Source organism: Pseudonocardia yuanmonensis, assembly GCF_039542425.1.
Taxonomy (GTDB): domain Bacteria; phylum Actinomycetota; class Actinomycetes; order Mycobacteriales; family Pseudonocardiaceae; genus Pseudonocardia; species Pseudonocardia yuanmonensis.
Genome location: NZ_BAABIC010000009.1, coordinates 73434 through 87523, shown reverse-complemented (window position 1 = coordinate 87523; position 14090 = coordinate 73434). Strand labels below are relative to the sequence as shown.

The 14090-nt window shown below is 70.1% G+C and carries 12 protein-coding genes and 3 pseudogenes; 14 read left to right on the top strand and 1 reads right to left on the bottom strand.

Going from position 1 to position 14090, the window contains the following annotated elements:
* The first annotated feature begins 5 nt into the window (after positions 1-5).
* The 7 genes and pseudogenes from ABD990_RS15030 to ABD990_RS14995 form a co-directional block, all read left to right on the top strand.
* Complete coding sequence (locus tag ABD990_RS15030) at positions 6-608, top strand: DUF421 domain-containing protein (protein WP_345381116.1); 603 nt, start codon at positions 6-8, stop codon at positions 606-608.
* A gap of 742 nt (positions 609-1350) precedes the next feature.
* Positions 1351-1452 (top strand): annotated as a pseudogene (locus ABD990_RS15025) (IS5/IS1182 family transposase); the annotation flags it as partial.
* 463 nt (positions 1453-1915) lie between these two features.
* Entirely contained in the window at positions 1916-2233 is a 318-nt protein-coding gene (locus ABD990_RS15020; protein WP_345381115.1) for a cytochrome P450 family protein, read from the top strand.
* Positions 2188-2433, top strand: coding sequence for a cytochrome P450 (locus ABD990_RS15015; RefSeq protein WP_345381114.1), 246 nt, complete (start codon positions 2188-2190; stop codon positions 2431-2433). Before ABD990_RS15020 ends, ABD990_RS15015 begins: the two co-directional genes overlap by 46 nt.
* Positions 2418-3187, top strand: a pseudogene (locus ABD990_RS15010) (SDR family NAD(P)-dependent oxidoreductase). Before ABD990_RS15015 ends, ABD990_RS15010 begins: the two are co-directional and overlap by 16 nt.
* A gap of 677 nt (positions 3188-3864) precedes the next feature.
* Positions 3865-3999, top strand: coding sequence for a hypothetical protein (locus ABD990_RS15000; RefSeq protein WP_345381112.1), 135 nt, complete (start codon positions 3865-3867; stop codon positions 3997-3999).
* Between the two features lie 106 nt (positions 4000-4105).
* Positions 4106-4237, top strand: a pseudogene (locus ABD990_RS14995) (SDR family oxidoreductase); the annotation flags it as partial.
* Positions 4238-4671: 434 nt separating this feature from the next.
* On the opposite strand, the gene ABD990_RS14990 reads toward ABD990_RS14995, so the two are convergent.
* The gene (locus ABD990_RS14990; protein ID WP_345381110.1) at positions 4672-5271 is read right to left on the bottom strand and encodes a TetR/AcrR family transcriptional regulator; all 600 of its coding nucleotides are present in this window, start codon (positions 5269-5271) and stop codon (positions 4672-4674) included.
* 389 nt (positions 5272-5660) lie between these two features.
* On the opposite strand from ABD990_RS14990, the gene ABD990_RS14985 reads away from it, so the two are divergent.
* The 7 genes from ABD990_RS14985 to ABD990_RS14955 all read left to right on the top strand — a co-directional run bounded on the left by ABD990_RS14985 (position 5661) and on the right by ABD990_RS14955 (position 13468).
* On the top strand, positions 5661-7058 hold the full coding sequence (locus ABD990_RS14985) for an MFS transporter (protein WP_345381109.1): 1398 nt from the start codon (positions 5661-5663) through the stop codon (positions 7056-7058).
* 73 nt (positions 7059-7131) lie between these two features.
* Complete coding sequence (locus ABD990_RS14980; protein WP_345381108.1) at positions 7132-8334, top strand: cytochrome P450; 1203 nt, start codon at positions 7132-7134, stop codon at positions 8332-8334.
* Positions 8331-9278 carry an MBL fold metallo-hydrolase gene (locus ABD990_RS14975; protein WP_345381107.1) on the top strand — a complete coding sequence of 316 codons (948 nt, stop codon included), beginning with the start codon at positions 8331-8333 and terminating at the stop codon, positions 9276-9278. The genes ABD990_RS14980 and ABD990_RS14975 overlap by 4 nt, the downstream gene beginning before the upstream one ends.
* Positions 9275-10240, top strand: a complete 966-nt coding sequence (locus ABD990_RS14970) for a fumarylacetoacetate hydrolase family protein (RefSeq protein ID WP_345381106.1) — start codon at positions 9275-9277, stop codon at positions 10238-10240. Before ABD990_RS14975 ends, ABD990_RS14970 begins: the two co-directional genes overlap by 4 nt.
* A complete protein-coding gene (locus ABD990_RS14965) occupies positions 10237-12165 on the top strand; it encodes an acetoacetate--CoA ligase (RefSeq protein WP_345381105.1) in 1929 nt (642 codons plus the stop codon). Before ABD990_RS14970 ends, ABD990_RS14965 begins: the two co-directional genes overlap by 4 nt.
* Complete coding sequence (locus tag ABD990_RS14960; RefSeq protein WP_345381104.1) at positions 12162-13109, top strand: PDR/VanB family oxidoreductase; 948 nt, start codon at positions 12162-12164, stop codon at positions 13107-13109. Before ABD990_RS14965 ends, ABD990_RS14960 begins: the two co-directional genes overlap by 4 nt.
* Positions 13106-13468, top strand: a complete 363-nt coding sequence (locus ABD990_RS14955; protein WP_345381102.1) for a hypothetical protein — start codon at positions 13106-13108, stop codon at positions 13466-13468. The genes ABD990_RS14960 and ABD990_RS14955 overlap by 4 nt, the downstream gene beginning before the upstream one ends.
* Positions 13469-14090 lie beyond the last annotated feature (622 nt).

The window sequence follows — 14090 nt, the reverse complement described above, 5'->3', positions numbered from 1 at the left end:
GCCTGATGCCCACCGAGCTGGGAGTGGACGCCCCGACGCTGCTGACCGTCGCCGCCGTGACGGTGGGTGTCTGCCTCCTGCTCGTCCTGCTGATCCGGGTCAGCGGTCAGCGGAGCCTGGTCCCGACCTCGGCGCTCGACACGGCCTGCCTGATCGGGGTCGGCGCCGTCGCCGGCCGGACGGTGCTGCCGGTGGAGCCGACCGCGGCCGCCGGAGCCGTCGCGCTCGTCGTGCTCTTCGCGCTCCAGCGGATCGGCCGGGGCATCCTCCGCCGACGCCTGGTGTCGGCGGTCCTGTCCCCCCGCCCGGTCGTGCTGGTCCGGGACGGGGAGTGGAACCGCGAGGCATGCCGCCGCAGTGGCGTGACCGCGGACGACCTGCGGCAGCGGCTGCGCCAGGCGGGCGTCGCGCACCGCGGTGAGGTTCGCTGCGCCGTGCTCGAACGCAACGGGTCCATCAGCGTGATTCGCGGGCCTCACGAGATAGAGCCCTGGCTGGCGGAGGACCTGCTCCCACCGGCACGGGAGCGGGCTTGCGGACACCCCCGCGCAGGACGCGCACGGCGATGGCCGGGGAAATCAGGCTCGGCGGCGGAGACATCAGGTTGACCACGCGCAGGAACGCCGCGGCGACGACAGGATCGCGACGCGCCGCATGCTGCACCCAGCGATGTAGCCCGAGATCAGCCCGTGGCCGGGGGAGGGGCCGGCCTGCCGATGCCGCTGGTGGCGACACTGCCGGAGCACCGGCAGGCGACCCTGCGCCCCGGCGACCTCATGTCTACCCGCACACGACTCCGACCTTCACGTGTTAACTGCCCCCCAGCATGGGGTCGGCGCGTCCTACAGGGAAGTTCGGGAACGCTGGGGTCACGCGGTGCCCCTCGACGACCCGCAACCGGCGCGGCCGCCCCGACGACGCCTCCTCAGGGCGGTCGCACCCCGAAGGGCCATCGCCGCCGCACTCCCGCCACAAACTGCTGCTCGACGTCGCGCGTTAGAGACGCAGGGTGGTGGCATCAACATGCCGAAGCAGCAGAGCAATGGCCAACAGCTGTCTCTCGATCTCGCACACATCCGAGCGAACCGCCGCAACCACCTCCGGCGCCGCGCCCCCGAGCTCACAGAGAAGATCTTTCACGCCCCCCTCCGACGGCCCCTGGAGGAGCGACCGGCGCACACCGCATACACCCGCCGCATGATCCGCAATCGTCAGCGGCGTCATGCGCCAGGCCGTGCTCAACCAGGCCGCCTCCTCGAGTTCACCGACACCGACCAGGCCGCCGTCCGCACGACATGCCCGACCTCATCCGCTTCGCCTTCGGCTCCGGCCTCCGAGTCGGCGAGATCCGCCTGGCTGCCCGAATTCAAGCGGCTGTGGACCCGCTACGAACGCCGTGCCGACGTCCACACTCGGCTGCTCCACCTCGCCTGCGCCCTGATCTGCCACGCCGGCTGGCGAGGTCATCGTGAAATGATTGCTGAGCCGAGGAGGTCCGGGCGAAGCTCTGCGAGTAGCTCGGCTCCGCCCGGAGCAGCCGCCGCCTCGGCGAGGATTCGGATGTCTCCTCGGTCCTGAAGGACGGTCTCGGCCCACAGCGAAGTAGAGCCGAGGGCGAGATGACGACGGCCCTCACGCCACCGGATCCCGGTTTACGAACGAACTCAGCAGTGGCGCAGCACTGCGACGCAGCTTCAGTCACCGCGACCACGGTTCTCGGAGGTCGGAGTGGGCGTCCAGGTTCCGCTGATCGGCGCGCGCCAGGTCCGCCTGCGCGTCCGCCAGGCCCTTCTTGGATCACCGAGGGGTGCGCCCGCGAGTCCGTGTCGCCGGGCACCGTGGGCAGCGCGATCTGGGAGGCCGCCGATGCCGGCGAGCTCACCCCCACCAGGCCGCCAACCTTGTGCGGTCGCTGTTGGGCGCCGGGATCGACACGACGATCCACAGCATCGCGCAGACCCTGCACGCCCTCGCCACTCACCCCGCCGAGTACGCCGAGCTCGTCGCCGACCCGCGCCGGGCCAAGTTCGCCTACGAGGAGGCGCTGCGCTTCGAGAGCGTGGTGCGGCAGAACTACCGCACCCCTTCGCGGGACAGCGAGATCGGCGGCATCCCGATCCGGGAGGGGCAGAAGGTGATGCTGCTCGTGGGGTCGGCCAACCAGGCCCCGAGCGCTGGGGTCCGACCGTGGACACCTTCGACATCGACCGGCAGTCCAGCGGAGGCCACCTGACCTTCGGCCGCGGCATCCACCAGTGCATCGGCCAGCCCATCGCTCGGCTGGAGGCCGAGTCGCTGATCAGTGCCCTGGCGCGCAAGGTCTTCGCGATCGAGCGTGCGGGCGAGCCCGTGCCGATGCTCAACAACACGCTGCGGGGCTTCACCAGCATCCCCGTCCGGCCTGAAGGCGGCCTGAGATGGGCGGCAGGATGAAGGTCAAGGTCGTCCTCGTGGCGGGCGGCGGTTCCGGCCTCGGCCGCTCCGCCGCCGTCCGGCTCGCGGGCGCGGGGGCCCGGGTGGTCGTCGGCGACCTCAGCGGTCCCGGGGTCGACGGCACGCTCGCCGAGATCCGCGAGGTCGGCGGCGAGGGCGTCGGCGCGGTCTTCGACATCAGCGACGACTCCTCCTGCGCCGAGCTCGTCACTGTGGCGACCAAGGCCTACGGCGCGATCCACGGCCTGTTCAACGTCGCCGCCGACACCTCGCAGCAGACCCTCGGCCGCGACATCAACGTCGTCACCGTGCCCCTGGAGGTGTGGCGGCGCAGCCTCGAGGTCAACCTCACCGGCTACTTCCTCATGGCCCGCCACACCATCCCGGCACTGCTGGAGAGCGGCGGCGGCGCGATCGTCAACACCATCTCCGGCTCGTCCTCTACGGCGACGCCAACCGCCTCTCCTACGGGGCCTCCAAGTCGGGCATTCTCGCGCTGAGCAAGCACATCGCGATCGGGTGGGGCAAGCAGGGCATCCGCTGCAACACGGTCGCGCCGGGGCTCGTGCTGACCGAACAGTCCGCCGCCCTGAACTCCGATTCCTACAAGGAGGAGGTCCTCAGCCGCGTGCAGTCGAACCGCCTCGGCGTGCGCGACGACGTCTCGTCAGCCGTCGCCTTCCTGCTCTCCGACGAGGCGTCATGGATCAACGGCCAGGTTCTCCCGGTCAACGGCGGCCGGGGGCTCGGGTGAGTGTCGAGGCCTGACGACGCGTCGGCACCGGCCTGCTCCAGCGACCAAGACGAGAGGCGCCCGGCGGAGATGGCCGCTCAATCCTGCTTCTCGCTTAGTGGCGGTAACCGTTTTGGTCACCGCTTACTGCCGATCACGACCCCACCTGCTGAACATCAGCCAAGATCGTCAGCGCGGGAATGCGGCTCTCACCAGCATGAATGAGGATCGAGGCAGGTGATGGAACACCCGACTCCCCTCCAGCGGGTTGGGGGTTCGATTCCCTCGCGGCGCACAGAAAGCTGCAGGCCAGAGCGTTGTCGCTCTGGCCTGCTTCGCGTTCACAAGATCACTGCGAGTGCCATTCTGCCCCGAAGTGGAGAGAGGAGTCAGCTGATCACGGCTGGCAGTCCGGTCCTACCGGCCCGATCCGAGAATCCGCCGCCCACGAGTTCCGACCCGGGTCGAGTTGCGCAGGGTTCGGCACGGCGGCTGACCGCGACGACTGCTGCTTGTGCGAGAACCCGTACGTGTCGAGGTGCCGACGCAAGGCGCGCTCGGCGGAGCAACCAACCCTGTCGCAGACGATCGAGTGCCCCGTGAGCCGCGGCGTCCGGCGAGGCGAGTGGGGACACCAGCCCGACGAAGATCACCGAGCAGCACTACAAGCGGATCTTCGGCGCCAACATGCGGGGCACGTGTTCACCGTGCAGAAGGCGCTCCCGCTGCTCAACGACGGGGCGTCGGTCATCCTCAACTCCTCGGTCCGCGCGGACGACGGGGTCGAGGCGTTCGGCACCTATGCCACGTCCAACGCTGCCCTGCGCTCCTAGGTCGAGGCATCCGGGTCGACACGATCTCGGTCGGCACGATCGAGACCCCTGCCATACCCGCGATGGTCGACGCCGATGACGCCGAGGTCGTGAAAGCCGGGTTCGCCGCGCTGGTCCCTCCGGCCGCATGGGTACGGCCGAGGAGGTGATCTCCGTGGTCGCCTTCCTCGCGTCCAAGCAGAGCAGCTTCGTTCTCGCCACGACGACCTTCATCGACGGCGGCGGGCAGCAGTTCTGATCAGCCGGTCACGGCGCACAGGCGGTCCGTCGACCGAGCCGGTGAGCAGCCGTGCCGTCCGCGTCGCGGGCACGCTGCCTCCCTGCGTTGATGGCGCACTACTCGCCGGCCAGACGGCAGCGGCGTGATCGCCGACCCGCCGGTCACCGCTCACGGGCGACCACCGTGACGAACGACCATCTCCGCTGATGATCGAGAAGCCCAGATAAGTCTTCGACCAGCCAAAACACTCCCGCGACCCCAAGATTCTCCGGGGGAACCACCGGTTCGGCGTAGCGGACCGCAGAGGCATCCAGTTCTGTCTGCGCCGCCCGGTACCGCCTTCTGGCCGCTGACGGAGAGGCCCAGACCCGCCGCAACACCTCACTCGACCCGCCGTCGGATCGCCCTTCGCCTTCATCGAGACCGGTCCCGATCGTGAAGAAGCCCCGAGGTCAGCTACGAGACCTGATTGCGGAGAGGACGAGTTCGATGCCACCTCCCGCCACGGCCTGCAGCGTCTCCGATGCCTCCTGGTCGCGGACCCAGCGGAAGACCGCGCCGAGGTAGACGTCGCTGAGGGTGCGGGCAGCTTCGGCGACATCCACGGTCGGCGCGATGCACCCCTGCTCCCTGCCCTGTTCGAGCAGGGGCGTCAGATCGGTGAGGAGTTGGGACTCGTAGCGGATCGGGCCGGTCGCCGCGGTCCACCCGAGCAGCATCTGACGGGACAGTTCGGGTTCAGCGGTGATCATGTCGCCCAGGAGGCGGAAGTAGGAGCGGATCCGCTCGAGCGCGTCAGCGCTCGCGGACTCGGCGATCTTCTCCACGGCACGGTCTGCACGCAGGCGCGTCCACAGCATCGGAATGTCACCTTTGCTGGGGAAATGATTGAAGGCCGTCCGACGAGAGGTGCCCGCGCGCTCGGCGATGTCCGACATGGTGGTGTTCTCGTAGCCACGCTCGACGAAGAGCTCTGCCGCGGCCTCGTACAGGAGATTTCGCGTGGCGAGCGCACGCTGCGTCATGGCGCCCGCTTCCGTCGCAGTCGCCATCGATCTACCCCCTACCCGACACTTGACAGGTCTTGCACTGAAGTGCAACCTACCTCACACGTCGATGCTGCACCACAGTGCAACTGCGCGCCGGTCACAAGGGAGTGACATGCCGATGTCGAACGGCGCGAACTCCAGTTCATTCAACATTCTCCAACGGCATCAGCTTCCCGGAGCCCGTCCGTGTGACCGGAGAACACCTCAACCGACAGCCGCCACGCGTGAGCGTTCGCCCTGACAGACGACGATGTCGCACCCCGCCGCGGTCCCGTCCGGACACGTGAGTCCGCGGATCGAGGTCGGGGAGACGACACCCGCCGCCACCACGACCAGGAGTTCCCATGACGTCAGTCCCCTCAGCTGATTCACGCCCACCTCGGGAAGCGCCGGTGCGCAGATCGGCGCGCGTCGTCACCGCGGCCGCGGCAGGCACGTTCATCGAGTGGTACGAGTACGCGCTCTACGCCTTCGCGGCCGGGCTCGTCATCGCGCCTCTGTTCTTCGCCGAAGCCGGCTCGTTCGCCGTACTCGCCACCTTCGCGACGTTCGCCGTGGGCTTCGCCGCCCGCCCCCTGGGCGGCATCGTCCTCGGTGCCGCAGGCGACCGCTGGGGGCGGCGACCGGTGCTGGTCTTCTCGATCCTGCTGATGGGTGTCGCGACCACAGCGATCGGACTGCTGCCGTCCTACGCGACGATCGGCGTGTGGGCGCCGATCCTGCTGGTCCTGCTCCGCCTCGTCCAAGGCTTCGGCGCCGGCGCCGAGCTGGGCGCCGCGATGATCTTCGTCAACGAGTCGACGCCCCGGAGGAACAAGGCGTTCAAGGGCTCGTTCCTCAACGTGGGCGCGATCCTCGGCTCGACCTCCGCGCTCCTGGTGCTGACGATCCTGAGCTCGACCCTCACTCCCACGCAGTTCCTGAGCTGGGGCTGGCGACTGCCGTTCCTGTTCGCCGCAGTGCTCACCGTCGTCTGCGTGCTACTGCGCCGGAAGCTGGACGAGACCCCGGAGTTCCGACGGGTCGAGCAGGAGCGCCGTGACGGACGCGCCGACCGCGCCCACCTCAACCCCTTCCGTCAACTCGCCGTGGCCTTCCGCGACGACCCCCGCAACTTCGCCGCGGCGTTCCTGATGCCCTGCGCCCTGTCCATCGGCGGATACATCGCCCAGGTGTTCGGGATCAACTACCTCAAGACCGCGGTAGGCCTGTCCGCCACCCAGGCCCTGACGGCAACGCTGATCATGATGCTGGTCGGGGTCCCCGCACTGATCTTCTGGGGCTGGCTGTCCGATCGCATCGGCGCGAAGAAGGTCCTCTACATCGGGTCGATCCTCGGGATCCCGATCGCGTTCGGCTACTTCCTCCTGGCCCAGACCGGGAACTTCGGGCTGGTGGTCCTCGCCTCCTGCCTGCTGTGGTGCTTCACCTACAGCTGCTGCAGCTCCACGCAGATGGTCCTCATGCCTCCGCTGTTCCGGCCGCAGTACCGCGGGTCCGGCATGATCTCCGCACGCGAGCTGCAGGGCGGCGTCGTCGCCGGGCCCGCACCCCTGATCGCGGGCGCTCTCGCGTTGGCCCTGGACGGCGCGCCGTGGCTGGTCGCGGGTTTCATCGCCCTCGGCCAGGTCCTGACGATCGCGGGCATGATCCTCGCACGACCGGTCCTGTCCCAGCGCGAGATCGACGAGACGTCCGCATTGCGCGGCCTGCACCCGACCGTCGACGCCAGCGTCCTCGACCTCGAGGGCGGCGTCACCGAGCAGGTGCCGGACCCGTCGAGGCCTTGACATCATCTGCACTCAAGTGCAATCTCTACGCAGATCTGCACTTGAGTGCAACTCTTCGTCACAAGGGAGTGGCATGACCACCACAGCGTCATCACTGCGGCCCACGGATCCTGACCTCTACGCCGGGCCCGCCCTGCTCGATCCGTACCCGCACTACTCCTGGCTGCGTGAGCAGGGTCCGGCGGTGTTCCACCCGGCGCGCGGTGTCTGGCTCGTGCCCGGCTACGCCGAGGCGGTCCGGGTGTTGCGCAGCCACGGCGAGTTCGTCTCGGGGGACGGTGTCGCCTACGCCGACGCGACAGGTCGGGAGCGTTATCCACTCCTGGAGAGCGACCCCCCGATCCACACCCGCATCCGCCGGGCGATGCAGCCGTCGTTCGCGAAGGGGAAGATCGAGCAGCTGCGCGGCGGGGTCGAAGCCGCAGCCGTCGCGATCGCCGACGAAGCTCTCACCCTCGGCGAGATCGATGCCGTGAAGGTGATCGCCCAGCCGATGCCCGACCGGGCAATCGAACTGCTGACCGGCCTGACGCCGCCGAGCGCCGAGACCCTGGTCGCCTGGAGCGATGCGACTGTGCGGGCGCAGGAGCCCGAGGCGTCGCCCCAACACGCGGCGCGCCTCCACGAGGCCCTGAACTGGCTGGTGTCGGACGGAGTTGCCGGTCTGCCGGAGGCCAGCCTCGGCCACGTCATCCTGCAGCTCGGAGGTGAGCGGGGCGGCCTCGAGGAGGGCACCGAGCGCCTGATGACCCTCGCGTCGATCTGGTTGGCGGGCATCGACTCCACCGGTGCGCTACTGGGCAACGCGATCGACGCGTTCATCGAGCACCCGGACCAGTGGGAGCTGCTGCGCCGGCGTCCGGACCTGATCCCGAACGCAGTCGAGGAGCTGTTGCGCTACGAGGCGCCGTTCCGAATCTTCTACCGCCGCACGCGAGCGGAGACCGAGCTCGCCGGCGTCCGGATCCCGGCGGGGGCGACCGTTGGCGCCATGCTCGGGTCGGCCGGGCGGGATCCCCGGCAGTTCCCCGACCCGGATCGGCTCGACCTCACCCGGGACAACGCCCGCACCCACCTCGCATTCGGGGCCTCGATCCACCTCTGCCTCGGCCAGCCACTGGCGCGGATGGAGGTCACGTCGATGCTGACCGAGCTCACCCGGCGCGTGCAACGGTTCGAGCGTGCAGGCGAACCGGTGCGCAGCCCCAGCAAGACCATGCGCAAGTTCGACTCGCTGCCCGTGCGGGTCGTCCCGACCGAAGGAGCCCGGGGATGACCGACTACCCGAAGGGCCCCCACGACCTGGGCGGCGACTGCCACGCGTGGCTGCTCCCCTCCGGCGGCTGGGGCGAGAGCAACACCGGGCTCGTCCGCGGCGCGGGAACGTCGCTGCTGGTGGACACGCTCTACGACCTGCCGCTCACCGCGGAGATGCTCGCGGGCTACGCGCCGCTGACCGCGCAGCACCCGATCCGGACGCTGGTCAACACCCACTCCGATGGCGACCACTGGTTCGGCAACCAGCTCGTCGCCGGTCCTGAGGTGGAGATCCTCGCCACCGAGGCTGCGGCCGAGCTGATGACTTCCGCTGCAGTGGACGAGCTGCGCGGCCTGCGCACCCGCGAGGACGAGATCGGCGAGTTCTTCCGCCGCAACCCTCGGCAGTTCGACCTGTCCGGGATCGTCGCCACCCCGCCCACCCGGACGTTCACGGGCGAGCTGAGCATCGACGTCGGCGGCCGCGAAGTGCAGCTCATCCAGGTCGGCCCCGCCCACACCCCCGGCGACCTGCTGACTTACGTGCCGGACGCGAAGATCATCTACACCGGGGACATCCTGTTCATCGGCGGTGCCCCGCTCGTGTGGACCGGCCCGGTCGCACGCTGCATCGCCGCCTGCGAGCGGATCCTCGACCTCGAGCTCACGACCATCGTGCCCGGGCACGGCCCGCTCACCGACAAGGACGGTGTCCGCGTGGTCCGGGACTACCTCCAGTTCGTGGAGGTTGAGGCCATCAAGCGCTTCGAGGCCGGGCTCAGCGTGGAGGAGGCCGTCGCGTCCATCGACCTCGGCCGCTTCGCCGCGATGACCGAGCGGGGCCGCATCGCCGCCAACGTGCTCAACGTCTACGAGGAGCTCGACCCGAGCCGTCGGCGTGAGAACCGGCTCGAGCAGTTCGGCCGGATCGCCGCCTACGAGCTGGCGAGGGAACAGGAATGAAGATCGCCCGGATCGACATCGAGGGAACGGCCCGGGTCGGCATCGTCGACGCCGATCGCGTCCAGCCGCTCACGGGCGGGACGGACGTGGTCGACGTCCTCGCCGCGACCCCGGCCGATCGCGTGCAGCTCGTCGAGGAGGCTCGCGACGGCGCCCCACTGCTCCTGAGCGAGACCCGGCTCCTCGCGCCGGTCCAGCCGCGCACGCTGCGCGACTTCCTCACCTTCGAAGAACACCTCGAGGGCAGCCTACCGCTGCTCGGCGCGAAGGAACCGCACCCGGCCTGGTACGAGGCGCCGCACTTCTACTTCACCAATACCAACGCGGTCGTCGGGCCGGACGACCCGGTCGCCGTGCCACCCGGGTGTCGGATGCTCGACTTCGAGCTCGAGCTGGCGGCCGTGATCGGCAGGCCGGGGAGAGACCTCACCCCGGAGCGGGCGGCGGACCACATCGCCGGCTACACCATGTTCAACGACTGGTCGGCGCGGGACCTCCAGGGCGCCGCTCGCCCGGCCGGGCTGGGGCCGGTGAAGGGCAAGGACTTCGCCAACGGACTCGGGCCCTGGATCGTCACCGCCGACGAGCTCGCCGACCGGCGGCGGGGCGGTCTGCTGGCGCTGGACATGCACGCCGAGATCAACGGCGTGCCCGTGCCCGGCGGCGGGGACACCTCGGCCAACATGGCATGGTCGTTCGAGGAGATGGTCGCGTTCGCCTCCCGCGGGGCCGACCTCCTGCCCGGCGACGTGCTCGGCTCGGGGACGTGCGGGGCGGGTTGCCTGCTCGAACACTGGGCCCGTACCGGCATCGAAGAGCCCCCGCCGCTGCGGCCCGGGGACGTGGTCACCCTGGTCGTGGAGGGCATCGGGTCGATGTCCACCCGGATCGTCCCCGGCGTCGAACCGGTCGCCCTGGGTAAGGCCCGCGTCGGGCAGCGCCGGCGGGCGCGACCGTGGTGAGCGAGCTCTGGGCCCCGCCGGCCGGCGCCACCGAACCGGTCGTCTCCGCCTTCGCCCGAGCCGCCGGCCTCCCGGGAGCCTCCTACGACGCGCTCTGGCGCTGGTCGGTCGAGGACACCACCGGCTTCTGGGGCGCCGTGGCGGACTTCTGCGCGATCGCGTGGGACACGCCGCCGGACGCGGTCACCGACGGCGCCCCGATGCCAGGGACCCGCTGGTTCCCCGGCGGGCGGCTGAACTACGCGGCGCAGGTGTTCCGAACCCCGCGGACCGGGCTCGCCGTCGTCGGGCACGACGAAACCGGCGCAGCAGGCTCCCTCACCTGGGCCGAGCTGGAGGCACAGGTCACCGCCCTGGCCGCCACCCTCGCCCGGCTGGGTGTCGGGAAGGGCGACCGGGTCGTCGGCTACCTTCCCGACCGTCCCGAGGCGATCGTGGCGTTCCTCGCCGCGGTCTCGCTCGGCGCGGTCTGGGCGGGCTGCGGCACCGACCTCTCGGCCGACGCCGCAGGGGCCCGGCTCGGGCAGCTCAGCCCGACCTGCCTGATCGCGGCGTCGGGACACCACCACCGCGGCCGCTGGATCGACCGCACCGCGGACGCGGCAGCGCTGCGCAAGAGCCTGCCGGAGCTGCGGGCGACCGTGCTCGTCGGCGACGGCCACGTCACCGACGAGACCACGCTGGGGTGGGCGCAGGCGATCGCCGGCACCGAGCGGACGCAGCCGCTGCCGGTCGCCGCCGACCATCCCCTGTGGGTGCTGTTCACCTCCGGCACCACCGGGCCGTCCAAGGGCGTGGTGCACGGCCACGCCGGAGTCGTCGTCGAGCACTGCAAGAACCTCGGTCTCCACCAGGACGTCCGACCCGGTGACCAGTACTTCTGCTACACCACGCTCAACTGGATGATGTGGAACCTGCGGGTCGGGGCCCTGCTCCGCGGGGCCACGGTGCACTGTTACGACGGCGCCCCCACCCCCCGCGCCCTCTGGCAGGTCGCCGAGCAGGGGCAGCTCACCCACCTGGTGGTGAGTCCCGGCTACCTGGGCGCCACCAGGGCTGCGGGGCTGCATCCGGCGGCGGACTTCGCCCTCGGCGCGCTGCGGGTCGTCACGTGCACCGGGTCCGTGCTCACCGCCGAGCTGCACAGCTGGGCGGCCGAGCAGCTCGGCCCGGAGGTCCTGGTGGGCTCCTCCACCGGCGGGACGGACGTCGTCAGCGCATTCGCGGGCTCCGTCCCCACCGTCCCGATCCGGGCCGGTGAGATCGCCGTGCGCTGCCTGGGCGTGAACCTGCAGGCCTGGTCGCCAGCAGCCGAACCGCTGGTGGACGAGGTGGGCGAGCTCGTCGTCGTCGCGTCGCTGCCTACGATGCCCCTCGGCTTCTGGAACGACCCGGACGGCAGCCGCTACCGCGCCGCCTACTTCGAGGATTTCCCCGGGGTATGGCGACACGGGGACTGGATCACGGTCTCGGACCGCGGGTCGGTCGTCGTCCACGGTCGCTCCGACGCGACCCTCAACCGCAACGGCATCCGCATGGGCAGCGCCGACATCTGCCAGGCCGCCGAGGACCTCCCCGAGGTCGCCGAGGCACTGGTGGTCGGGATCGAGGAACCCGGGGGCGGCTACTGGATGCCGATGTTCGTGACCCTCGCCGGTGGCCGGGACCTCGACAACGACCTCGCCGCCACCGTGCAGGCAGCCGTGCGGGACCGGGTGTCCCCGCGCCACGTCCCCGACGAGGTCATCCAGGCGCCGGGGATCCCCCACACCCGCACCGGGAAGAAGCTCGAGGTCCCGGTCAAGAACATCCTGATCGGCCGAACCGGCGCGGTGCAGCGGGACGCGGTCGACGAACCCGAGCTCCTGTCGTTCTACCAGCGGGTCGGCGAGGACCGACGCCGCACGAGAGGGGGAAGCCGATGACTCTCGACACCATCGACCTGGTCGTGCGCGACAAGGAGGCCGTGGCCGACGGCGTCGTCCTGCTCACCCTGGGCAGGGCGGAGGGCGGTGGCCTCCCCGCCTGGGAGCCCGGGGCACACATCGACCTCCGTCTCGGCGAGGTGACCAGGCAGTACTCCCTCTGCTCCTCCCCCACCGCCACCGAGCACTACCAGGTCGCCGTACTCCGCGAGCCCGCGAGCCGCGGCGGATCGTCCTACGTCCACGACCGGCTCGCCCCAGGTGACCGGCTCGTCGCCAGCGGTCCACGCAACCACTTCGCGCTGGTCGAGGCGAAGCGCTACGTGTTCATCGCAGGTGGCATCGGCATCACCCCGATCCTCCCCATGGTCGAGGTCGCCGAGCAGGCAGGTGCGGAGTGGACGCTGCTCTACGGCGGGCGGAGTGCTTCCACCATGGCGTTCACGCAGCGGCTGACCCGGTTCGGGGCCGATCGGGTCCGGCTGCACCCGCAGGACCAGCACGGTCTGCTCGACCTCTCCGAGCTGCTCGCCGCACCGCAGCCGGACACCGCCGTCTACTGCTGCGGCCCCGAGCCCCTGCTGAAGGCAGTCGAGACACACTGCGCCTCGTGGGCTGCGGGCGCGCTGCACCTCGAGCGCTTCGCCCCCGCCGACGGAGCGACGGACGGACCGACCACCTCCTTCGACGTCGAGTTCGCCCAGTCCGGCGTCACCCTCACCATCCCGGCGAATCGCTCGATCGTCGCCGTCGCCGAGGACGCCGGCGTCCCCGTCGTCTACTCGTGCGAAGAAGGCACCTGCGGGGTCTGCGAGACCCCGGTGCTCGAGGGCGAGCCGGACCACCGCGACTCCGTCCTCACCGAACAGGAACGCCGGAAAAAGACATGCATGATGATCTGCGTCTCGCGCGCCCGAACGGCCCGACTCGTCCTCGACGCATGACTGCGGTGTCCAGCCAGGTCGCCCACGCAACCGCGAACACCAAAGGCGGTGTCAAGATCGGCAAGGTCCAACTCGTCCGAGCCATGCTCGCCGACCGACGTCCGCGTCCGCCAGGGCGGCCTCGAGGATGCCGCGCAGGTCCTTCTCGCGAGTACGCCGGCGTCCGGGCCGGCCACACCATTGTCCGCGGGACCGCCCGCGCCTTCGTCTCCGGCGGGGACCGTCGGTCGCACCTCGGCCACGAAGCTGTTCTGCACCGAACGCTCTACGACGACGTCCGGCTGCTGCGCCTCTACGAGGGCACCAGCGAGATCCAGCGCCGCCTGATCGTGGGCAGCGGGCTCGTCCGCGGAAATTGAGGACCGTCTCGGATCTCAGAACGTCCAGGGCTGTCAGTCACCGTCCTGGTCACCGCTTACGGCCGATCACCGTGTCGAACAGGCATCACCGCTGATGATCTACAAGCTCGGTAGGCGGCGTCTGACCAGCAGGAACCAGTTTCGGAGACCTTGGGCGAGTACACGACTCCCCTCCAGCGGGTTGGGGGTTCGATTCCCTCCCGGCGCACCATTGTTGCAGGTCAGACCGCCTGTCGGTCTGGCCTGCTACCTTTTCCCGGAGATCCACTCAACGGAAACTCCGTCCGGGAGGGGTACGCGATGGTTCGTCCTCCGCTCGCGCTCGGCTCTCACGGTGAGCTTCAGGTCACCCGCGACGGCGGTTGATGGCTGGCCCGCTGTCGGTAGCGCGATCTTGACGGCAAGACGCGCCGGATCGAGCGCTGGGCCTCGACCAAGAACGCTGCCGCGAAGGCTCTCCAGGACGAGCTCCACGATCGCGTGGGCGGCTCCGAGGCCGCCGCTCGGACCCACCCTCGCGCTTCAGCGAAGCCGCCGATCTGTGGTTCGCCAAGATCAAGGAGCGCCCCGCTGACTCGGCCGCCGACACATACTCGAGCTGCCTCCACAAGCAGGTCTCCCG